21 protein-coding genes are annotated in these 22,368 nt (G+C 51.9%); 4 read left to right on the top strand and 17 right to left on the bottom strand.

Features of this window, described 5'->3' with window-relative positions; translation table 11 throughout:
- Nucleotides 1–17 precede the first annotated feature (17 nt).
- From AC4G46_RS13785 to AC4G46_RS13760, 6 genes are all read right to left on the bottom strand, one after another.
- Nucleotides 18–740 (bottom strand): MgtC/SapB family protein, encoded by a 723-nt coding sequence (locus AC4G46_RS13785; RefSeq protein ID WP_491128429.1) that lies wholly within the window; start codon nucleotides 738–740, stop codon nucleotides 18–20.
- Nucleotides 741–955: 215 nt separating this feature from the next.
- On the bottom strand, nucleotides 956–1,747 hold the full coding sequence (locus AC4G46_RS13780; RefSeq protein WP_491128428.1) for an SDR family oxidoreductase: 792 nt from the start codon (nucleotides 1,745–1,747) through the stop codon (nucleotides 956–958).
- A gap of 369 nt (nucleotides 1,748–2,116) precedes the next feature.
- Entirely contained in the window at nucleotides 2,117–3,001 is an 885-nt protein-coding gene (locus AC4G46_RS13775; RefSeq protein WP_491128427.1) for a GNAT family N-acetyltransferase, read from the bottom strand.
- Between the two features lie 278 nt (nucleotides 3,002–3,279).
- Nucleotides 3,280–4,074, bottom strand: coding sequence for an ABC transporter ATP-binding protein (locus tag AC4G46_RS13770; protein ID WP_491128426.1), 795 nt, complete (start codon nucleotides 4,072–4,074; stop codon nucleotides 3,280–3,282).
- Complete coding sequence (locus AC4G46_RS13765) at nucleotides 4,061–4,987, bottom strand: ABC transporter permease (RefSeq protein WP_068727508.1); 927 nt, start codon at nucleotides 4,985–4,987, stop codon at nucleotides 4,061–4,063. The genes AC4G46_RS13770 and AC4G46_RS13765 overlap by 14 nt, the downstream gene beginning before the upstream one ends.
- Before the next feature lie 68 nt (nucleotides 4,988–5,055).
- On the bottom strand, nucleotides 5,056–6,126 hold the full coding sequence (locus tag AC4G46_RS13760; protein WP_491128425.1) for an ABC transporter substrate-binding protein: 1,071 nt from the start codon (nucleotides 6,124–6,126) through the stop codon (nucleotides 5,056–5,058).
- Between the two features lie 332 nt (nucleotides 6,127–6,458).
- On the opposite strand from AC4G46_RS13760, the gene AC4G46_RS13755 reads away from it, so the two are divergent.
- From AC4G46_RS13755 to AC4G46_RS13745, 3 genes are all read left to right on the top strand, one after another.
- Nucleotides 6,459–7,394 carry a C40 family peptidase gene (locus AC4G46_RS13755; RefSeq protein WP_491128424.1) on the top strand — a complete coding sequence of 312 codons (936 nt, stop codon included), beginning with the start codon at nucleotides 6,459–6,461 and terminating at the stop codon, nucleotides 7,392–7,394.
- Nucleotides 7,395–7,702: 308 nt separating this feature from the next.
- A complete protein-coding gene (locus AC4G46_RS13750) occupies nucleotides 7,703–8,056 on the top strand; it encodes a hypothetical protein (protein ID WP_491128423.1) in 354 nt (117 codons plus the stop codon).
- A gap of 100 nt (nucleotides 8,057–8,156) precedes the next feature.
- The gene (locus AC4G46_RS13745; protein ID WP_491128422.1) at nucleotides 8,157–9,029 is read left to right on the top strand and encodes a YitT family protein; all 873 of its coding nucleotides are present in this window, start codon (nucleotides 8,157–8,159) and stop codon (nucleotides 9,027–9,029) included.
- A gap of 99 nt (nucleotides 9,030–9,128) precedes the next feature.
- On the opposite strand, the gene AC4G46_RS13740 is transcribed toward AC4G46_RS13745, so the two are convergent.
- From AC4G46_RS13740 to AC4G46_RS13725, 4 genes are all read right to left on the bottom strand, one after another.
- Nucleotides 9,129–9,416: a stage VI sporulation protein F gene (locus AC4G46_RS13740; RefSeq protein WP_491128421.1), complete on the bottom strand. Its 288-nt coding sequence runs from the start codon at nucleotides 9,414–9,416 to the stop codon at nucleotides 9,129–9,131.
- Nucleotides 9,417–9,482: 66 nt separating this feature from the next.
- Complete coding sequence (recG, locus tag AC4G46_RS13735; protein WP_491128420.1) at nucleotides 9,483–11,540, bottom strand: ATP-dependent DNA helicase RecG; 2,058 nt, start codon at nucleotides 11,538–11,540, stop codon at nucleotides 9,483–9,485.
- A gap of 7 nt (nucleotides 11,541–11,547) precedes the next feature.
- Nucleotides 11,548–12,408, bottom strand: coding sequence for a DegV family protein (locus tag AC4G46_RS13730; RefSeq protein ID WP_491128419.1), 861 nt, complete (start codon nucleotides 12,406–12,408; stop codon nucleotides 11,548–11,550).
- A 29-nt stretch (nucleotides 12,409–12,437) separates the two neighbouring features.
- A complete protein-coding gene (locus tag AC4G46_RS13725) occupies nucleotides 12,438–14,210 on the bottom strand; it encodes a DAK2 domain-containing protein (RefSeq protein ID WP_491128418.1) in 1,773 nt (590 codons plus the stop codon).
- Between the two features lie 191 nt (nucleotides 14,211–14,401).
- Between AC4G46_RS13725 and rpmB the strand changes: the two genes are divergently transcribed.
- Nucleotides 14,402–14,590, top strand: coding sequence for a 50S ribosomal protein L28 (gene rpmB, locus AC4G46_RS13720; RefSeq protein WP_036686205.1), 189 nt, complete (start codon nucleotides 14,402–14,404; stop codon nucleotides 14,588–14,590).
- Nucleotides 14,591–14,696: 106 nt separating this feature from the next.
- On the opposite strand, the gene spoVM is transcribed toward rpmB, so the two are convergent.
- From spoVM to rsmB, 7 genes are all read right to left on the bottom strand, one after another.
- Nucleotides 14,697–14,777: a stage V sporulation protein SpoVM gene (gene spoVM / locus AC4G46_RS13715; protein ID WP_020431362.1), complete on the bottom strand. Its 81-nt coding sequence runs from the start codon at nucleotides 14,775–14,777 to the stop codon at nucleotides 14,697–14,699.
- A gap of 205 nt (nucleotides 14,778–14,982) precedes the next feature.
- The gene (rpe, locus tag AC4G46_RS13710; RefSeq protein WP_491128417.1) at nucleotides 14,983–15,651 is read right to left on the bottom strand and encodes a ribulose-phosphate 3-epimerase; all 669 of its coding nucleotides are present in this window, start codon (nucleotides 15,649–15,651) and stop codon (nucleotides 14,983–14,985) included.
- A 3-nt stretch (nucleotides 15,652–15,654) separates the two neighbouring features.
- Nucleotides 15,655–16,560, bottom strand: coding sequence for a ribosome small subunit-dependent GTPase A (rsgA, locus tag AC4G46_RS13705; RefSeq protein WP_491128416.1), 906 nt, complete (start codon nucleotides 16,558–16,560; stop codon nucleotides 15,655–15,657).
- A 117-nt stretch (nucleotides 16,561–16,677) separates the two neighbouring features.
- Nucleotides 16,678–18,900 (bottom strand): Stk1 family PASTA domain-containing Ser/Thr kinase, encoded by a 2,223-nt coding sequence (pknB, locus tag AC4G46_RS13700; RefSeq protein ID WP_491128415.1) that lies wholly within the window; start codon nucleotides 18,898–18,900, stop codon nucleotides 16,678–16,680.
- Nucleotides 18,897–19,673: a Stp1/IreP family PP2C-type Ser/Thr phosphatase gene (locus AC4G46_RS13695; protein WP_491128414.1), complete on the bottom strand. Its 777-nt coding sequence runs from the start codon at nucleotides 19,671–19,673 to the stop codon at nucleotides 18,897–18,899. Before AC4G46_RS13695 ends, pknB begins: the two co-directional genes overlap by 4 nt.
- A 6-nt stretch (nucleotides 19,674–19,679) precedes the next feature.
- Nucleotides 19,680–20,720, bottom strand: a complete 1,041-nt coding sequence (gene rlmN / locus AC4G46_RS13690) for a dual-specificity RNA methyltransferase RlmN (protein ID WP_221799460.1) — start codon at nucleotides 20,718–20,720, stop codon at nucleotides 19,680–19,682.
- 165 nt (nucleotides 20,721–20,885) lie between these two features.
- Nucleotides 20,886–22,367 (bottom strand): 16S rRNA (cytosine(967)-C(5))-methyltransferase RsmB, encoded by a 1,482-nt coding sequence (gene rsmB / locus AC4G46_RS13685; RefSeq protein ID WP_491128413.1) that lies wholly within the window; start codon nucleotides 22,365–22,367, stop codon nucleotides 20,886–20,888.
- Nucleotide 22,368 lies beyond the last annotated feature (1 nt).

Raw genomic sequence — 22,368 nt, 5'->3', positions numbered from 1 at the left:
GCGGTAACACGGCATTTTTACAATTGTTCGACTTCGACGCTCATGACATGTTCAATTTTTTTCACATCATAATAGATTTCTGTCGCATAATCATGATCAGGCGCAGACAAAACCATATCGATCAGCTGTCTGCCGTCATCCAGATCCTTGATTTTCATCCGCCGGATGGTCCGGCCCGGTTTACGGGATTTACGCTGTTCCGTCATAGGACGGCCCTCAATTTTCTGGATGACCTCAGTCAGCACGTAGTTGGGCTCCATAATGATTTTGACGGAGATTTCGTGCTTGTTAAGCACCTCAGGGCCGATTGCCTTGATCAGCAGCGGAACTGCGTTAACAGCGAACATAAGCAGCACTACCGCATACCCCGCCTCCAGATAAAAGCCTGCGCCTACTGCAATTCCGATCCCCGAGGCTGTCCAGATAAGCGCCGCTGAGGTCAGGCCCGAAATGGCATCTCCGCCCCTGCGCAAAATCACACCGGCTCCCAGGAAACCAATCCCGCTTACAATCTGTGCAGCCAGACGCATCGGGTCCATCGTAGGATGTTCTGCCCCGCCAAATTTGTCGTAGGCATGAATGGAGACAAGCGTCACAAGACAGCTTGCGATGCTGATGACCATGCTGGTCCGGATTCCCAGCGGTTTCTGCTTTAATTGCCGGTCGATGCCGATGAACAGCCCGAACAGCATGGCCACCAGCAGTTTTACAATTGATTCAGTGTGAAGATCAATACTCATGGCTCCTCCTCAAAAAACAGATAGATTCAGTATACCTTAAAACTGCAGCAAGCCTTATAACAAATTGATAAAAAAGAAGAAACGCATGCCGCTCTGCCGCATACCGCATTAACCCGTTAAAGGCAGCTGCAGCATTGCCGGTGATCGAATCCGTTTCTTCGGAAAGAGGAACTATTCTTTATAAGGTATGACGGTCAATGCCTGTATAGAATGGTCTAGCCATGCAGTAGCGATTCGGCACCATCACAAAAAATCTCTGTACCTGAAATATGATCGGAATCGCTCGAAGCAAGGAACAGCGCAAGCTTGGCCACCTGGTCCGGACGTCCCGGCCCTTCCTCCAGCGGCTGATCGCCCTCAGGGAATTCGACAGGAATCTGTACTTCCTTCAAATCCTCTGACGGATAGGTGTTATCATCAATATTAGTCGTGATGGCTCCGGGACAAATGGCATTGACTCTGATCTTGTATTGTGCCAGCTCAAGCGCTGCCATTTTCATAAATGCAACCTGGCCCGCCTTCGTCGTGCTGTAAGCCGAGAACCCGATATTGGAAAAGACACGGTTTCCGTTAATCGAACTGTTGATCAGAATACTGCCGCCCTTCTCCTTCAGATGCGGTATCGCATACTTTACGGTTGCGAACGTGCCGCGCAAATTGATATGAATGGTCTGATCCCAGTCCTCCATCTCCATCGTTTCAATCGGTGCCATAGCCCCGTTGATTCCGGCATTTGCGAACACAATATCCAGCCGGCCCCATGCGGCCGCCGCCTGATCCATCGCTTCTTTTACCTGCTGCGGCTGTTCAATATCACATTCGATTACAAGGGCCTCTCCGCCCGCTTCTTCTACCTGCCGTTTTACTTTTAAGGCATTATCAGGTGTACGGTCCAGCAAAATGACCTTGGCTCCGTTTCTGGCAAATTCCAGAACAGAAGCTTTACCGATACCTGAACCTCCGCCGGTTACAACGGCTACTTTACCTGCTAATTTTACCTCTGCCATGGTTATGTTCCCTCCTGTTGTTTTTCTTTCCCTAACCTTTACCTCGCATTCACGGAAATGAACCGGGTTCGCTGGATTTTGACTTATGCTATAAATCTGGATAACATTAGAAAGATCAGCAGCAGAATGTAAGCGTAGTCAATTATCTGTTCATGAAGAGGAGAATATAATGATGCTTACGCATAACAAAGACATTCGTGAGCAAATTTGCGAGGCCGTCTCAGGCCTGTCGGGTTGATTTTGTCGGCATTCCATGAGGAGCGCCATTTAGCCCAGCTTAAAGAAGTGCTCGCTGTTGTCTGAGTGAGGCTGTCAAAGAAATGGACCGCGCAGGATACAACCTGCAGCGGTCCGTTGGTGTCCTCGTATTCAGCTCAACCGGCTTAACGGGATCACATAATAATGCGACTCAGCCGTTATTTCAAAACCGGAATTCTCGTATAGCTTCAAGGCCAGGATGTTATCAGTAACTACGCTCAGCCGAACCATCAGTTCTGCCTGCTGTTTAAGAAGATCGACGACTGCAGATAACATTTGCCTGCCGATTCCTTTGCCCTGCTGCGCAGGCAAGACACAAAAATCATGGATAACGGCCAGCGAATGCCCCGGATAATGAATGCGGATCATTCCGGCTGGTTCATAGCCGGATTCAGCAATATAGGTTACCCGGTCCGGAGCTGCGGTATGTGCCAGGTAGCTGCGCGTCCATTCTTCAGAGTCACCAAAAGCCTGCGACAGGCAAGCTGCCATGAATTCCGAATCCTGCGCCTCTTCGCGGCGGATAACCAGATGATCTGCCTGAGGAGCTGACTCACTGGATGGAGGCATCTTCCTGCGGTTGAGCAGCATTGTATACTGGGCAGCTGCAAATACTGCACCTAACTCACGCGCGGCTAGAATCCCCGGCTCAGAGTCGGCGGAAACCCGAATCCGGCAGGTGGCCAGCCCCTGCTTGCGCATATCGCCCGCGGCTTGCTGCAGCAGTCTGCGGAAGATGTCCTGTCGCCGGAAGTCCGGATGAACCATCGCATTAAGATTTGCTTCTATGCCGTCTGAAGTATACCAGCTGAGAAATCCCGTTAGCCGGCCGCCGCTCAGGCTAAGATAGGCTTCATCACCACCGGTTTCCTTCAGGCTTTCTACGCCTACCCGCAGACTGGATCTGTCAGCGGTCTTGCACATTCGCTCCAGACTGCGGACCTGTTCAAGCTGGGTGTCACTGTAATCTGTCATTTTGTAAATATGATGCTGCATAAAGAACAACCTCATCCGAGAGGGAACTATGCAGTTTATGGACGATTAGGCATTATCCCTCTAATTTCTGTCCGGTATGTTAAAGCTTCCATTAGCACCGCCTCCTTCTAAATCATGCCGCTGGGCATTAATCCATTGTATTCCAATATCTGAAACAGTCAACACAGGTTACAAAACTTCATTTAGAACAAAAAGACTTGAGCCACAGTCAAAGGTCATTGCTTAACTGTGTTCAAGTCTTCATCTCCAAATTTCCGAGGATAATCTGTCTGTAATCTTTATCCCAGCATCATGCGGTCATCTGCCAGCTTGTGCCCGCTGATGGTTTCGAATTCACCCAGCAGGCGCTCAACGGTCAAATCCTTCTTGCGTGATTCGTCGATATCCAGAATGATTGAACCTTTGTCCATCATAATCAGCCGGTTACCGAGACGGATGGCCTGCTCCATGTTATGAGTGACCATCAGTGTCGTCAGGTTCATTTCCCGTACAATGGTTTCTGTGAGCTTCGTAATCAGATCAGCACGGGCAGGGTCAAGCGCTGCCGTATGCTCGTCCAGCAGCAGAATCTGCGGCTGTGTAAAGGTCGCCATTAGAAGGCTGAGCGCCTGCCGTTCACCGCCGGACAGCAGCCCTACCTTAGCCCGCAGGCGGTTCTCAAGACCTATGCCCAGACGGCTCAATTGTTCACGGAACACAGTACGTCTGGCCGCATTCACTCCGAAGGCCAGGCCGCGGCTCTGCCCGCGCTTATAGGCCATCGCGAGATTCTCTTCAATCGTCATATGCGGGGCTGTACCGGCCATCGGGTCCTGGAAGACCCGGCCGATCCAGCGGGCCCGCTGGAACTCCGGAAGATGGCTGATGGAGTTCCCTTCGATCCGCGCTTCTCCGAGATCCGGCTTCATCACACCGGAAATGATATTCATCAAGGTTGATTTGCCTGCACCGTTACTGCCGATGATGGTTACGAAATCACCAGCCTGCAGCTCCAGGTCTATTCCGAGCAGGGCAATCTTCTCATCCGGGGTGCCGGGATTGAACAGCTTGGAGACATTATCAAGCTTTAGCATTAGCTGCTCCCCCTTTCTTGCTGCGCAAAGCCTGCTCTGCAAGCTCTGCTGTGCGTTTGCGTGCGGTGCTCTTCGTCTTCAGATACCGCTGGATTGAAGGGAACAACAAGGCAATTATAACGATAATGGCGGTAATCAGCTTCAGATCCGAGGCTTCCAGCCATGGCACCCGGAGCGCAAGTGCTACAACGATACGGTATACAATCGAGCCGAGAACAGCAGCCAGCGTAGCCCGGAAGACGCTTCCGGCCCCAAAGATTGCTTCCCCGATAATAACCGAGGCAAGACCGATAACAATCATACCAATACCCATAGATGAATCGGCAAAAGTAGAATACTGGGCAATCAGTGCACCGGAGAGTGCAACCATGCCGTTCGACAGACTGATGCCGAGAATAGTCGTAGTATCTGTGTTAACACCGAAGCTGCGGATCATCCGCGCGTTGTCACCGGTTGCCCGCAGGGCAAGTCCCAGATCTGTCCGCAGGAACAGGTCCATCAGAATCTTGACCAGAATAACAACAAACGGCATAACGAGCAGCGGATTAATAGAGCTGAATAATGTGTCTTCACCCATCAGTGAGACGTTCGGTTTGCCCAGAATCCGCAGGTTGATTGAATAAAGCGCAATCATCATGAGAATCCCTGACAGCAGACCGTTGATCTTGCCCTTGGTGTGCAGCAGTCCCGTACACATCCCGGCCACCATACCGCCGCCAAGTGCACACAGAGTAGCGAGCCAGGGTGCAGAACCGTTCGTAATCATGACAGCAGCAATTGCCCCGCCGGTTGTAAAGCTTCCATCTACAGTCAGATCCGGGAAATCAAGAATCCGGAACGTAATATATACCCCTAGAGCCATAAACGCGTACAAGAGGCCCATTTCCAGAGCTCCGAGCATTGAATTATACATAGGTGACTTCCTCCTTCAAGCGGCAAGGGGCGTCCCGTCCGGAATCGCCCCATTATAATGTCTGGCTCTTATTGAATAATGTTGTTCGCCTGATCGGCCACTTCAGCCTTCATGGCATCTGTTACTTCAATTCCTTGGGCTGCTGCTGCCTTGAGGTTAAGAATCAGATCCAGCTTCTCCTGCATGGACACCTTCATATCACCAGGGCTTGTGCCGTTCTTCAGTACGTCTGCTGCCATTTCACCAACCTGGTAGCCATGGTCATAGTACTTGAAGCCAACTGTTGCAAAAGCACCCTTCTCAACGGTGTCACGGTCAGCGGAGAAGAACGGCAGCTTGTTGTCGTTTGCCGTCTGGATAATGGCATCCACACCGCTTACAACCGAGTTATCCAGTGTAATGTAGAATGCATCTACACGGCCAACCAGGGATTCTGCGGCCTGCTTCACTTCGGAGGTGTTTGTAATTGCCGCCTTCACCAGTTCGATGCCGTGCATGTCCAGCTCTTCTTTGGCAATACCAGCCATAACTACAGCGTTCGGTTCGCCTTCGTTGATGATCAGCCCGAGCTTCTTGACATCAGGGAACTGGGTAGCGATAAAATTCATCAGCCGTGTAATAGCCTCTGGATTAGTATCCGAAGCACCGGAGACGTTGCCGCCTGGATGCTCCAGATCGCTCACAATCTTGGCATCCAGCGGATCGGTTACAGCTGCGAACAGAATTGGTGTATCCTTCACATTCTGTACAAGCGCCTGGGCGGACGGCGTTGCAATCCCCAGAACAAGATCATTTTTGTCTCCGGCAATCTTCTGGGCAACTGAAAGGTTATTCGCCTGGTCCGCCTGGGCGTTCTGAAGGTCCACTGTCAGGTTCTCACCTTCTACAATTCCAGCGTCCTTCAATGCAGCCAGGAAGCCCTCGCGTGTTGCATCCAGTGACGGATGTTCTACATACTGTGAGATCGCAATTTTGTAAGATTTGGCATCAGCAGTACCCGCATTGGCTGGTGCCTCCGTTGCAGCCGTTGCATTGCCGCTATTCGTTGATCCCGTGTTAACCGCATTGTTGTTTCCGCAGCCTGCTGCAACCAGCATCAGGCACAGGCCCAGACCGGCCCAAAGTTTCGATTTTTTCATCAGATATCCCCTTTTCTGTTTACGGTATCAGCGCGTGTATCAAAGTGAGCGACTCAGCATTATCGCTTTCATCTTTAAAAGCATTAAAGCAATAGCTTACACGAATCTCCCATCAAATACAGCAAATCTATTAAACTTATATTATATGTAGGTTGTTTATACGTCAATCGTTAATCAGCAATCCAGATATTACAAAATGCGCACAATGTCGGCAGATTCCTACGAAATCTGCGTGCCATGCAGGAACAGGAAGCAAATCCATTAAGTTCACTCTTATAAAAGCCTCCGTTTTGCACAAACTGAAGCTACAGTTTGAAGATGGAGCGTGACATATGAAAAGGACAATATACAAAAAATCAGCAGCATCCGCACTTTTAATTGCACTTTCCCTTACAGGCAGTGCATGCGGGTATTATCAGAACGATCAGAAGCCCAAGGCTAACGCAATCACACCTTCCGGCGCTTTTGCCGGCAGCTATTACGAAAAAGCTTATGTTAAGGACGACCAGGGGAAATTCTGGATTCCGCTGAAACCTGCCGCCGCCGCCCTGGGATACCGGATGAAGGATGACACCTCCAGCGGGGGTTTCGCCAAAATCGGCTATACCGATGTAATGTATATGCTGAAGCCAAATTCTGCCCAGGTATTCTCACTTGGCGATAAAGTAACCTTGCCCGATGCCCCGATCCGCCGGGACGGCCAGATCTATATTACGCCGACTTCTTTATCAAAGCTGCTGCAGACTGAAGTTGGCTGGAATCCGACTACGGGCGAGATCAATATTGCCGCTCCGACCGACAAAGATGCCGGAATTATAAATGGCAAAGCATCTGGTCAGGGTACGACTAATACACTGCGGATTCAGAGTGCTTCTAATGTGGATACCGGTGAGCTAGTGGCCTATGCCAAAAAGTTTCTCGGCGTTCCATATGATTTCGGAGCCGGCTCCTATGAGGAGACCAAGAAATTTGACTGCTCCTCTTTTACGCGCCACGTATTTAGAAAATTCGGTGTGGAGCTGCCGCGTCTTGCGCGGGATCAGGATAATCAGGGCCGGCGGGTAAGCCGTGATGACCTTAAAGCCGGAGATCTGATTTTTTTCACTGTTCCAGGACGCTTTGAGAGCGATGCCGTTCCCGGCCATGTAGGCATTTATATCGGTGACGGAAAATTCATTCATACCTGGGGCGAACCCGGTGTACAGATCAGCGAGCTCGATACCGGCTATTGGCATAACGTTATTCTTCATATGCAGCGTGTGCTGTAGGCAGTATTTTATATGCAATGCACTAATGGCAAACCAGCGGATGGACCGTTTAATCGGAGCCACTGCTGGTTTTTTTATGCGGTTCCGAAAAATGGCAAGCCTGTAAATAATCCATCCCGGGTAAATTAAGCGCATCTTTGGCAAAAAATATATTTCAAATTCCCTTTTACTCTCATAATCACTTATTTACTGTTGCTACTTCGTTATTTCGGCACTTTCCGGGCTTTAAAACCCGTCAATCAATTGGTTCTGACATAGAACATATGGTATGCTTAAACTACAAGATACAGCAAGGAGGTGTTTCCAAAATGGCATATTTAGCAGCTAAACCGCTTACAGTCTGGCTCCGCGCAGCACTGGCTCCGCTTCTGCTTCTCATAACACTCACAGCCTCAGCCGGAGCGGTCAGCAATGCCGAGCCTGAGCAATATCCGCATATTGAACGTTATGAGCACAAAATGACACAGCCGGCCCGATTACATGGGCCTTTGCCGAAATCGGTGCCGATTATGCGTAATGCTCATCATGGAAACCCTCTGCCTGTCCCTCAGGACATGGGGCTGCCTGTCTGCTTCGTCCTGCTGTATCCGTTGTTCTACAACCGTTTGAAACAGCTTCTGCTCAGGCCGCTCAAATATACGTCGAATTATGTTAAATGCTAAAGATCATCCAACTGTCATACTGCCTTTATATACTAACCTTACTGCTCTGCCGCTTCGGCGGCATACAATACAGTTTCCCTGCCGAAGGAGGAACCCTTGGATGAATCAACCTTTAGGTCATGGACTTCCGGCCTCTGGCCGGACCAAGCTGATCCGTATCCTTTGTGTGATTTGCGGAGGCCTGCTGGCTGCAGTCGGACTTGAGCTGTTCCTAATGCCGCATAAGCTTGTGCTTGGCGGTATTGCCGGCTTGTCAGCGCTGCTGGCCCATCTTACTGAAATGCGGCTTGGCCTGTTCCTGTTTCTGTTCAATCTGCCGTTTATTCTATTGTCACGCAGGCAGATTAACCTGCGCTTTGCGCTCTATACCTTACTTGGCTTGTTTTGCCTGACAATCGGCTCATTGGCGCTGCACCATTTTCCCGCAGTGTCTGCTGATCCGTTAATTGCTGCTGTTGCCGGAGGACTCTGCCTTGGTCTCGGAATCGGTATCATGATCCGTTCAGGCGGACTTTCCGGGAATGCCAGGGAGCAGGGCTTTCTGTTAACTGACGGAGGCCCCGCCAAATCAGCCGAAGTGGTCATCATGCTGTTTAACTGCTGCATTCTGCTTGCCGGAGGCATGCTGTTCGGCTGGGATCAGGCGATGTACAGTATTATCGCCTATCTGCTCGCCTTTGAGGGTGTGCGCTTCTCCTTGCGCGGCCTGTCCCGCTCCAGGGCTGTCTGGATTACCAGCAGCCGCTGTGAGGACATCCGCAAGGCGCTCCAGCACTCGCTCAAGAGGGATGCCAAGCTGATCCGGCCCGGCAATCAGGATGGCCAGCCCGGCGTACTGTTCTGTCTGGCGAGCAAGCTTGAGGAAGATGCACTTACTTCCATTGTCCGTTCCTTTGACCAGAACAGCAAAATTACCGTGACCAGCAACCAGCCGGACAGCATTACAGATTGGGTGAGACGCAAAATCAGCTAAGTATCCAGCAAGCCGGCTATTATTTGACAAAAAGACGTTCCCGCAGCTCTTTGCGGAAACGTCTTTTTGTTGTTCTTGATACTCCGGCATTCTCCCGGCTCAGCGGAACATCCCCCACAGGCGGATAAGGTGAAAGGTATTATTCGGATCAATTTTCTGGGCGATGACGAACTTTACAATCTGCTCCTCATGCGCTCCGGTCAGCTTCTCGTTAAGTACTGCTGCAGCATTGCGCACAAGCCTGCGAACTACTGCAGTATCCTGCAGCTCCTGCTTGGAAATACCGTTAATCATGTTCTTAATCCGTTCCTTGACCGCCGGATTCTTCATCTTCAGCTTGATGCGCTCCACCAGCTGGGGACTGATTCCATATTGCTGATAACCCAAATGCAGCACCTCCCGTCATATCCAATCATTCACAGTATATGAGGGCTAACCGCCGCATGTGCCTATTTAATCAATGATTTCCCCCTGGAATATCTGCTCGGCCTGCAAATAGCTGCGCAGAGGCGCATAATCAGCCGAGGTCCAGAAGGTGGTGTCTTTGAGAAGCATAGCGGCATCATCACGCGCCTGCTCCAATACTTCGAAATCGGCGGTCATATCCGCCAGTCTGAATTCCGGCAGGCCGCTCTGCTTCGTTCCGAAGAAATCACCCGGCCCGCGCAGCTCCAGGTCGCGGCGGGAGACCTCGAATCCGTCATCGGTATCTGTCATGGCTGTCATCCGTTCCCGGCCGATTTCGGATTTCGGATCTGCCACCAGCACGCAATAGGAAGCATGCTGGCCGCGTCCGACCCGCCCGCGCAGCTGATGCAGCTGCGACAATCCAAACCGGTCAGCATCCATAATAATCATAAGCGTCGCATTAGGGACATCAACGCCAACCTCTACCACTGTAGTGGAGATGAGAAGCTGGATTTCGTTGCTGTAAAAAGCCCGCATCACTTCGTCCTTCTCCGCCGGAGTCATCCGGCCGTGCAGCAGGCCAACCCTGTAATCCGGAAAGGCCTGTGACATCTGGACATGAAGATCAATTGCATTCTGCACATCCAGCTTCTCCGACTCCTCGATCAGCGGACAGATCAGGTATGCCTGTCTGCCCTGATCCACTTCACGGTTCACCAGCTTCAGCACCCGCTCCATCAGATCATGCTTGACCCAGTAAGTAGTAATCGGCACACGCCCTTTGGGACGCTCTGACAATGTGGACACATCCATATCGCCGAACACGGTTATGGCAAGCGTGCGCGGTATGGGTGTTGCCGTCATTGTAAGCACATCAGGATTGTATCCTTTACGCCGGAGGATGCTTCGCTGGTTAACGCCAAACCGGTGCTGCTCGTCCGTCACAACCAAACCCAGCTCACGGAAGAACACATCCTCCTGGATCAATGCATGGGTACCCACGACAATATCAAGCATCCCTATCTGCAAGGAAGCCAGCAAATCCTTGCGCTTGCGTCCGCTGACACTGCCCGTCAGCAGTCCGACCGTAATGCCGAAGGGCTCAAACATCCTTGTGAGGGATCGCATATGCTGCTCTGCGAGTATCTCAGTCGGCACCATCAGCGCCCCTTGAAATCCCGATTTAACGGAAGCATACAGTGCAATGGCAGCCAGTACCGTTTTACCGGAGCCAACATCTCCCTGCAGCAGCCGGTTCATACAGGAAGCGGAGCGCATATCCTGCAGGATCTCCAGTTCTACATGCTTCTGGGCATCTGTCAGCTCAAACGGCAGGCTCCGCACGAACTGGCGAACAGTCGCATTGTCAACCGTATGCCGTACACCATCCATTCTGCCCTGATTCAGCACGCGGAACGCCTGGACCTTAAGCTGGAACAGGAACAGCTCCTCATAGACCATCCGGCGCCGTCCCTGCTGGCCTTCACGTGTATCCTCGGGCTGGTGAATCGTGGCAATAGCCTTTTTGCGCGGCATAAAATCATATTTACGCATGATAACCTGAGGCAGAATCTCCGGTATAAGCTCGCCGTACTGCTGCATTCCCTGATTGATCACCTTGCGCAGCCAAGTTTGGGTGATCTTGCCCCCTACCGAATAAACCGGCTGCAGTGTCCCGGTCTTGCCCTCACCACGGTCCGGGAATTCATAATTCGATACCGTGATCTGGCTGCGCTTCTGATCCCATTTGCCGGAGATGACAATCTCACGGCCTGCAGTCAGCTGTTCGCGGACATAAGGCTGATTAAACCAGGTTGCTGTGAACATCCAGGGCTCAGCCACCATTTTACAGCTGATCCGCGATTTCCCTCCGTACCGCTGCAATACCGGAATGCCGATCACTTTGGCAATCAGGGTTGCTTTATCGCCATGCTTGACCTCACTCAGCGACTTTGGCCGGTAATCCTCGTAGCGGAACGGATAATATTCCAACAGATCCTTAACTGTAAAGACGCCAAAGGCGTGAAGCTCACTTTGCTTTTGTGCGCTCACGCCATTTATTTGTTTAACTTCAATTTGATCAAGTGATAGCAGCTTATTCATCCCCTATTTACGCGGGCCAAATGAACACGGCTAGCGTTCCGTTGCCGACATGGCTGCCTACGACCGGACCAATGTTGGTCAGCACCTTCTCTTCCAGAGTGAAGTGCCCGGCCAGTTCATTCAGAAATTCTTCGCCGTAAGCCGGTTCCGCCGTATGACCCACGGCCACGTTGATTTTGTGTATACCCGGCAGATCGCTCTTGAACAGCTCGATCATCCGGGCTACCGCCTTTTTACGGCCCCTGACCTTTTCCACCGCATAGATAATCCCCTCATCGTCAATGGAAAGGATCGGCTTGATATTCAGCAGGGTGCCGAGAAAAGCAGACGCCTTCCCGATTCTGCCGCCTTTCTGCAAATATTCGAGCGTATCGACCAGAAAGTACAGCTTGCGGGACTGCCGCAGCTTCTCGACAGCCTCCAGTATTTCAGCCGGACCTTTGCCTTCTGCAGCCATCCGGCCTGCAGCTACTACCATGAACCCGAAGCCGTAGGAAGCGGACAGCGAATCCACTACTGTGATATGGTCCCCTTCCTCCTCAAGCATCGACTTGGCAAGCACTGCAGACTGATAGGTTCCGCTTAGCCCGGATGAAATATGAAAGGACAAAACCGGGCTGTCCGGATAGCGCTCCATGATGCTGCGGTACACATTCATGTACTCAACCGGTGAAGGCTGCGAGGTTGTCGGCAGCTGCTGTGAGCGGGGAAGACGCTCATAGAATTGCTCCGGTGTCATATCCAGATTATCCCGGAAAGCCTGTTCGCCAAACATTAGCGTTAGCGGCACGACCTCAATGCCGTATGCCTCCGCCAATGACGGCGGGATATCTGATGTGCTGTCTGTGACAATAACCGTACGATTCATGGATTTCCTCCCCAAACTATAATATCAACCTATGGCTCCACTGAGAAAAGATAGTAGTACAGCGGCTGTCCGCCTTCATGTACTTCCACTTCCACTTGCGGATAAGTTTCCTCCAGCCAGCTGACGAGCGATTCGGTAACATCATCATCAGCTTCAGCGCCGGTTAACACGGTGACAATTTCATCACCATTAATAAGCATTGTAGCAAGCAGCGCCTGGCTAGCCGCCAGCAATTCGTCGGATGCCGCTACAATCTTCGAATTGGAAATCCCGATGAATTGTCCGGATTTAATCTCCAGCTCTTCAATAACAGTATCCCGGACCGCATTGGTAACCTGTCCTGATTTCACTTGGGAAATGGCTTCCAGCATGCTTTCCGTATTGGTCTCAACGGCGTCATCTTCCTGGAAGGCAAACGCTGCGGCAATCCCTTGCGGAATACTCTTGCTTGGAATAACAGTAACCTCACGTTCGCCTTCAAGCAGGTCTTTGGCCTGCTGTGCTGCAAGGACGATATTAGAGTTATTCGGCAGAAGATATACATGCTTGGCAGAGATCGAGGAAATCGCATTGACAAAGTCTTCGGTGCTCGGATTCATCGTCTGCCCGCCGGCCAGCACGACATCGACGCCAAGACTTTTAAAAATCTCGGATATGCCGTCTCCGGATGATACAGCAATGAAGCCGTAAGGAGCGAGATCATCTGCCGGAGGAACCGCAGGTGCCTGCACCGTGCTGTGCTCCTTCGGAATCTCGGCGAACAGCTCAGGCATTGGCGCAATATCCATTCCGGCCGTCAGCAGGTCACGATGCTGCTCACGCATGTTCAGGATATGAATCTGTGTGATTTCCCCGTACAGAAGCGCGAGATTAAGCACATCACCCGGAGTCTTCGAATGCACATGAACCTTAATGGTTTCGTCATCGGAAATGACGATAATCGAGTCGCCATTGACTGATAACGCTTTCCGGAATTTATCTTCATCGAAATTTGCACCAGTACCGCCAAGCTGGCGGTTAATGAAAAACTCCATATCATATAAGAACTCAATATCTTCCGTATGAAGCTGGGATTGGGCAGAGGACTGCACAGATGAAGGTACATTTACCGGCTTGGTCAGCACAGGTGCCGCTGCGGCAGGTGCGGGAGCTTGTCCCTGAACGGTGTGCTGCACAGCCGTGCTTCCGCTGGTCAGATACTGATGGAATCCTTCATAAATGTAGACCAGACCCTGTCCGCCGGAATCCACTACTCCGACCTGCTTCAGAACAGGCAGCAGCTCCGGGGTATTAGCCAGCGCTTCTTTGGCTTTGGCCAGCACTTCCGTCATCAGCTCCGTAATATCGGTAGTACGGCGCGCAAAATAGACGGCATGTCTGGCTGCTTCTTTGGCAACGGTAAGAATGGTGCCTTCTACAGGCTTGACCACTGCTTTGTAGGCTGTATCCACACCGGTCTGCAGCGCTGCTGCGAACTGCTGCGTGTTCAGCTCATCATATTGGGCGGCGTAGCGTCCAAGACCTCTGAACAGCTGTGACAAAATAACGCCGGAGTTCCCCCGTGCGCCCATCAACAGGCCTTTGGAGAGTACTCCTGCACATTGACCGACCGAGGCGGTATTATTCTTTTTCAATTCGTTCGCACCTGCGGTCATCGTCAGATTCATATTTGTTCCTGTATCTCCATCCGGTACCGGAAATACATTCAAGGAATTGACGTGCTCTGCATGCTGCTGCAGCTTCTCCGCGCCGGCAAGTACCATTGCGGTAAAATCTGCTCCGTTTATAGAACGCTTACTCAATGAGAATTCCCCTTCCTAACTTCATGCCTAATCAATTCGATGATTAACTGGACATAATGCACTAATTTATATTGTACTATAAGAGCTAAAAGAAATAAATGTTTTTGAATTGGTTGACGAAGCAAATTTTGCTGTGATATTATATTTAAGTATTGTTTTATGCAGGTGTAAGTAACAAGGAGGTGTAATCTATGTCCCGCAAATGTGCAGTAACTGGCAAGAAGCCGAGCAGCGGTAACCACGTGTCTCACGCTAACAACCGCAACCGTCGTTCTTGGGGAGTTAACGTTCAGAAGGTCCGCATTCTTGTGAACGGCAAACCGAAACGCGTGTACGTCAGCACCCGTGCTTTGAAAGCCGGTAAAGTTGAGCGCGTTTAGTCTTGGAATTTTTCCAGGATCAAGCGATCTTTCATATGAATGAAGCAAAAAGCACCCTTTACATTCGTAAGGTGCTTTTTTTCATGTTTTCTGTTCTGTTATAAACTCAGCTCTTCTGAAACGTGTTCAAGATTGCTTTAACAAAACCTCCCAAAAATCTTGGCAGCTTAAACGTGTAAAATTTCATTATTAACCCTCCCATCAATTGTTGCCGTACGGTAGGAGACTACCCGGATTTCATATTACTCATATAACCCTGACGAGGTGCAGACCTCCCTTGAAGTACAAAAAAAGGCTACATGAGATTTCTGCTCATGTAACCATATTTATGCGGCCATAACTTGGCCTATAACCTTTATCGGTTAATCCCCTTAACGCTTACCTCAGTTGAACTATCGGACTGCAGCCTCTGCAGCCTCCCGGATGGCCTGTATGGCGGCTGCACGGTCAGGACGTCCAAATACGGCATTGCCGGCAACCAGCACATCTGCGCCTGCCTCAGCCACCAGTCCTGCTGTATCCTCTGCTATACCGCCGTCCACCTCGATCCGCAAATTATGGTGGTTGATTTCAGCAGCCCATTCACGGATCTGCCGGATTTTGCGCAGGGTATTCGGAATAAAAGCTTGTCCTCCAAAACCTGGATTTACTGTCATTACCAGTACCATATCCACATCCTCAAGAACTTCACGGACTGCCGAAGCCGGCGTTGCCGGGTTAATGGCTACACCTGCCATCAGGCCCAGCTCTTTGATCTGATGGATCACCCGGTGAAGATGAACACAGGCTTCTGCATGTACAGTTATAACGGAGGCGCCGGCAGCAGCAAAGTCCGCGATATAACGTTCAGGGTGTTCAATCATCAAATGAACATCGAGCGGCAAAGACGTATGTGCCTTTACTGCTTTGACAATCGGAGGGCCGAGTGTAATATTCGGCACAAAATGGCCGTCCATTACATCAACATGTATCCAGTCTCCGCCGCTAGTCTCTGCAACAGCAACCTCAGCACCGAGGGCAGCAAAATCAGCGGATAAAATGGATGGGGCTAGTAAGATCATAAGTTAGTACCTCCGTTTCTTGTCCTTCATCTCATTATAAAACAGCTTGTAATGCTCGTAGCGGCTGTCCGCAATTTCTCCGGCCTGCCAGGCCTCTATGACCTTGCAGCCTGGCTCATGCAGATGGCTGCAGCCGCGAAACTTGCAGCTCTCCGCATAGGAGGCGAACTCCCTGAAGCAGACAGACAGCTCCTCCACTCCCAGTTCCAGAAAATCCAGCTGGCTGAAGCCGGGAGTATCCGCCACGAACCCCCCGCTGCCGATATCGATCAGTTCGACATGACGGGTCGTATGGCGCCCGCGGCCCAGACGCATGCTGATTTCGCCTGTCTCCAGCTCAAGGCTGGGCACAAGCCGGTTCAGCAGCGTTGATTTGCCGACACCCGACTGTCCGGAGAACACACTGATGACCCCGGCCAGTCTCGTTCTCAGCTCCTCGCTGCCTGAGCCGTTAAGAGAACTTGTGACCAGTACCTCATAGCCGATTTTTTCATACAGCTCCTTCACCAGGGCCGTTGCCTGCCCGTCATCCTCTGCCAGATCCTGTTTGGTCAGAACAATCAGCGGCTCAAGGCCGGAGTGCTCGATATGTACCAGAAATTTATCCAGCAGGTTCAGGTTCATATCCGGCTCACGAACCGAGAATAGCAGCACCGCCAGTTTGACATTGGCAACCGGCGGCCGGATCAGCTCGGATTCCCGGGGCAGGATTTCGTCAACCATCCCCTCGCCGTTCTCGGTCAGAATATACATAATGCGGTCGCCTACGAGCGGTGAAGTCCCTTTTTTCTTCAGGATTCCCCGGCCCCTGCACTGAACAGCCTCTTCTTCTGTCACAATGTTTCCGTCATGCAGCGGCTTCACGTAATAATAGCCGCTCAGCGCTTTAATGATTATACCTTCAGGCATACATAATGAGCCTTCCTCTCCTGATTTTGCACAAATGACCCAAGCTTAGTTTCAACCCGGGTCACCCTGCTGCTCCAGCCGGCCCTGTTGTACAGGAATGACTGCAGCTTATCTCTGTTAATGGTTTTTACTCTTGTCTTTATTATTACCGTTCCCGTTGCCTTTACCATTCGAGGCTTGCTTGGCCTGGACCGCTTCATCTGTCAGAAATCCGGTCTGGTCAACCTCACCCGTATTCTCTCCTTCTCCGGAATCCGGCGGCAGAATCTCCGGCTCGATTGTCGGATCTGGCGGTGCCTGGGTCGGCGCAACGGTCGGCTCAGGTGTCTGTGTTGCAGGCGGCTCAGGCTGCTGGACCGTACCATTCTTCGCATCTGAATATCGGACTTCAAAGGCCTCGATATATTCACCGTCCTGATAAATGGAAACCGCCCCGTCCTTATTAGGTGCAAGGACCAGATTCACGGACAGTACCTGGGTCTTAGCAATTGTCCGTGTTCCCCATTCCTGCGGCTCACCGTTATTGCGGGCATCGGAATAGACAATCCGGATTTTGGTCTTTTTACCTTCACTGGATGGCGCCACTGGCACGTTGAATGTATAATTCAGCGCTTCCGGCGGGTATCCGGTACTTAAAGATACAGAGATCTTATCGCCCGGGGATACCAGATCCCCCTGCTCATAAGGCCACTGCTTGGTGATTTTTCCTTTTTCGATAGAATAACTGGTATCCTCGCTGACTTCATCCAGAACCAGTCCCATCTCTTCCAGAATGGCCTTGGCTTCCTTCTGTGTCTTGTTCGTCAAGTCAGGCATCGGCTTGCTCTCCTGGCCTTTGCTGACAAATATGACAAAAGAGGCTGTATCCGGATCATACTCACTACCTTCCGCCGGCTCAGAGCCTATAACCTGGCCTTCAGGGAAGTCTTCACTGAACCGAGGGTCCTGGCTGATCCGGCTTTGGTCCACACCATCCGCTACCAATGCTTTTACTGCATCCTCATAAGTTCCGCCGGTAAGCTTCGGCACATTCGAAGTTGGCTTGGCCGTACTAACCGTAAGAATAATGTGAGTGCCTTCCTTGACCACAGTGCCTTCCTTCTTATTCTGCTCCCAGACGACATTCTCGCCAAAGTTAGGATTGTAGAGCTGCACAACCGGATCTTCCACTATAAGCCCGATTTCATCAAGCATTGCGGTCGCCTCTTCAAGCGTATGGTTAGTTACGTTAGGCACGGTTACTTCTGCAACAACCAGCTGTGACCGCACATACCAGGCCACACTGCCCATTGCAATCAGCAGGAGCAGCGTTAAGCCGATCCATAATGCCGGCATACCCCATTTCCGCTTCCCTTTTGGCTGGGCCGGAATGTCCTCATCATCCTCAATCCGGCGCATCCGTTCCTCTCCGCCTCCGCTGCGGCTGCCCAGTGTATGCTGGATCGGCTTAATTGCCGGAATAATACGGGTCCGTTCTTCATCATCGTCATCATGAAATGATGCCTTGGCCTCACTGCGCCGTTCCGGAAGCAGGCAGGTCTCCAGATCATGGAGCATCTGCTTAGCTGACTGATAGCGCTCGTCCGGATTTTTGCGCATGGAACGAAGGATTACATTCTCAACGCTCTGCGGAATAAGCGGATTCAGCACGCGCGGCTCCTCAAATTCCTCCTGCAGATGCTTGAGCGCTACACTGATCGGACTTTCACCCAAAAAAGGCAGCACACCGGTTAACATCTGGTAGAGTACAATACCGAGTGAATACAGATCGGATTTCTCCCCGGTCGTTACCCCTTTGGCATGCTCCGGTGAAAAATAGTGAACTGAGCCGACTACCGAGCCTGTCTGCGTTATGGTGGTTGAAGTAACCGCACGGGCAATTCCGAAATCTGTTACTTTGACCCTCCCGTTACGGCCGATCAGAATATTATGAGGCTTGATATCCCGGTGGATGATCTGGTTCTGATGGGCATGATCCAGCGCATCGCAGATCTGTGAAGCGATCCTTATGGCTTCATCTACCTGAAGCGGTGCCCGTTCTTTGATAATCTCGTTCAGGTTCTTGCCTTCCACATATTCCATAACAATATAATGCACATCCTCTTCCTGACCTACATCGTAGATGCTGACCACGTTGGGATGCGACAAGGAGGCAGCAGACTGCGCCTCACGCCGGAAGCGGCGGATAAACTCCTCATCATGCACAAACTGGTTTCTCAGTACTTTTATGGCGACGTTCCGGTTAAGCAGGATGTCATGGGCTCTGTAGACAAGCGCCATGCCGCCTCCCCCGATCCGCTCGATGACTTGGTAACGGCCGCCCAATTCGTGACCGATCATCTGTTCCACTCCTTTATCTCGGGCACAGCGGCCTCTCCTTGATGTTCTAACATAGCGACGCTGATATTATCGCCGCCACCGGCAAGCAATGCCAGTTGAAGTAAGCGGTCCGCTCTTTCCTCTAAAGGGATCTCGTGGATACCCGCGACCTTGCCCAGATGTTCCTGGCTGACAAAATTGCTCAGGCCGTCACTGCACAGCAGCAGCAGCTCACCTGGAGCAAGGCTTACAGGAGCCAAATCCGCCTTTACCTCGGCATCCGTTCCCAATGCCCTGAGCAGCACATTGCGGCGCGGATGGCTGCCGAGTTCCTCCAGGCTGATCTGGCCGTTCTTGAACAGCTCATTGACCAGCGTATGATCCTCGGTTAACTGAATTGCGGCACTGTCTTTGATTAGATAAGCTCTGCTGTCCCCGATATGGCCGATATAACCTTCAGCCCCGTTAAGCAAAGCCGCAACGACAGTAGTCCCCATGTTATGGTACTTCTCATCACGGGATGACTCAATAAAGACCGTACGGTTGGCTTCAATGATTGCGGAAGACAATGCTTCACTGAGCTCTCCGCCCGCCTTTTCAGGCGGCAGATCATCCAGCGTGTTCCGCATGGTCTCCAGAGCTAGCTGGCTGGCTGTATCTCCGGCCAGATGTCCCCCCATCCCGTCGGCAATAATACCAAGGGTATAACCGTGGCGCGTGGCGCCTATCCAGACCGAATCCTCATTGACGGTGCGTACCCGTCCGACATCGCTGGCATGAACTGTTCTGATCAAATATCCTCACCCCAACTCCATATGTTTGGCGCGCAGCTGTCCGCATGCGGCCGCAATATCATGGCCCTGCTCACGGCGGATTGTCACGTTCACGCCATGGTCGGCCAGGATACGCTGAAATTCAAAAATATCATTGCGGGAAGTCCGCACGTACTTGCGCTCCGGCACATGGTTGACCGGAATCAGGTTGACGTGGCACAGCATCGTCTTGAGAACACCTGCCAGCTCCTTGGCATGCTCAGGCTGGTCATTAACCCCGCCGATCAGAGCGTATTCGAAGCTGATACGGCGGCCTGTCTTGGCCTGATAGTAACGCAGTGATTCAATTACATCGTCAAACGGGTAACGCCGGTTAACCGGCATCAGCTTGGAGCGCAGCGCATCATTAGGCGCATGGATAGAAATCGCAAGATTGATCTGGGTGTCTTCGTCGGCGAATTTGTAGATGTTCGGTACAATACCGCTTGTAGAGACGGTAATGTGCCGTTGTCCGATATTCAGCCCTTTTTCATGGATCATCAGCCGCAGGAATCTCATGGTAGCATCGTAGTTCTCGAACGGCTCGCCTGTACCCATGATTACAATACTGCTGACACGCTCACCCCGGGCATCCAGGATTTGCTGGGAGCGAACCACCTGTGCAACAATTTCACCGGCAGTCAGGTCCCGCTTCAGCCCGCCCAGCGTGGAGGCGCAGAATGTGCATCCGATCCGGCAGCCTACCTGAGTCGTAACACATACACTGTTACCGTAATTGTGTTTCATAATAACTGTTTCGATTGCATGATCATCATGCAGGCCAAACAGGAATTTCACTGTTCCGTCCTTGGACTCCAGCTTCGTAATTTCAGTCAGGGCGTTGATTCTGAACTGTTCATCCAGCTTTGCACGCAGCGCCTTGGACAGGTTGCTCATCGATTCAAAATCATTAACCCGCTTGACGTAGAGCCAGTCAAAGATCTGTCCCCCGCGGAAAGCCGGTTCTCCGTTGTCCTTTGCCCATTGCTGCAATTCTTCCAAAGTAAAATCATATATTAAAGGTTTCATTATTATTAGCACCTGTTCTTTCATCAAATTATATTCACAAGGATATGCGTATTATTTCTCATTCTTCCTATTTTAACACAAAATTCAGAGACGGTAAAAGAAAAGCCCGCCGCGCACCAGAATCTGCGGGCGGGACCTCTGTTAAAATTCAGCCATTCTGCTAACTTACAAGAGTCGCTGCAGACGGGCGATATAGAATCCGTCGCTGCCGAAATGCTGCGGCAGCAGCTGGATGCCGTCGCCGGCAGCAAGCGCCGTATCCTTGGTCCGCTCCCATACGGGCGAGCTGAAGCTTACCGGTACGAAGTCCGGGTTCTGCTTCAGAAAAGCGGCCACGATTGCACTGTTCTCCGCCTGCTCCGTTGTGCAGGTGCTGTAAACCAGCACCCCTCCGGGCTTCAGCAGTCTGGAGACGGACTGCAGCAGTTCTGCCTGCAGTCCGGAAATGCTGTCCACATCCTCCGGCTGCTTGCGCCATTTGAGATCCGGCTTGCGCCGGATTACCCCCAGCCCGGAGCACGGCGCATCCAGCAGTATCCGGTCGAACGACTCCGCCGGCAGCTCACCGGCAAGCTCAAGCGCATCTGCGCTGCCTGTCGTAATGCAGTCCAGCCCAAGGCGCGCTGCCTGATCGGAGATCAGCTTGGCCTTGTGGGTATGAAGATCGTTGGCATAGATATAGCCGTCGTCCTTCATCAGTTCGCCCATATGGGCACTTTTGCCGCCAGGGGCGGCGCAGCAGTCAAGAACTCTCATGCCGGGCTCCGGAGCGACAGCTTCCGCAACCAGCATGGAGCTTTCATCCTGGACGGACAGATAACCGTCCGAATACCAGGAGGTTAACGCCAGATTGCCGGCTCCCTTAACGACAATGCCGTAAGGGCTTAACCTCGAAGCAGCCGCATTTATTCCCGACTCCTGCATCTCTTCAAGCAGCTTGTCCCGGCTGATCATTGTCGTATTCACCCGGACGCTGACAGCCGGCGGTTCATTATTGGCGGCGCACATCGCTTCTGCAGTTCCGGCTCCATACTCAGCCGCCCAGCGTTCTACCATCCATAAAGGATGGGAGTAGAGGATGGAGATCCGCTCAGCTTCACTGAGGCCCTTCTTCAGTACCGGCAGCTCACCGGCGCGCAGCACGCTGCGCAATACTCCGTTAACCATCCCGGAGATGCCCTGATGACCGCGTTTCTTGGCTATATTAACCGCCTCATTGACGGCAGCATGCGGCGGAATACGGTCCAGATACATGATCTGATACAGGCTCAGCCGCAGCAGATTGCGTACCCAAGGCGTCAGCTTGGCGATCCCCTTGCTTACAAAATCCTCAAGCACGTAATCCAGTGTAATCAAGCGTGACAAAGTGCCATATACGAGCTCTGTAGCCAGCCCGGAATCCTCACGGCTAAGCCCGGATTTCTGCAGGCTGCTGTTCAGCAGCAGGTTACTGTAGGCACCCTCCTGCTCTACCCGGACCAGCACATCAAGCGCCACAGCGCGGGATGAAGCTGCCGGACGGGTTCCCCTGTCCGCACCCTTCCCGGCTGGTCCGCTTCCGCCTTGCACACGGCGGCCCTGCGGCTTGGCGGAATCGCCATTTCGTCCAGTCCGCTGTCCGCTGCCTCCCGCGCCGCTTCCATTCATG

Source organism: Paenibacillus sp. fava2, assembly GCF_058313675.1.
Note: the sequence above shows the minus strand (reverse complement) of the source record. Positions and strands in the feature narration are given on the sequence as shown.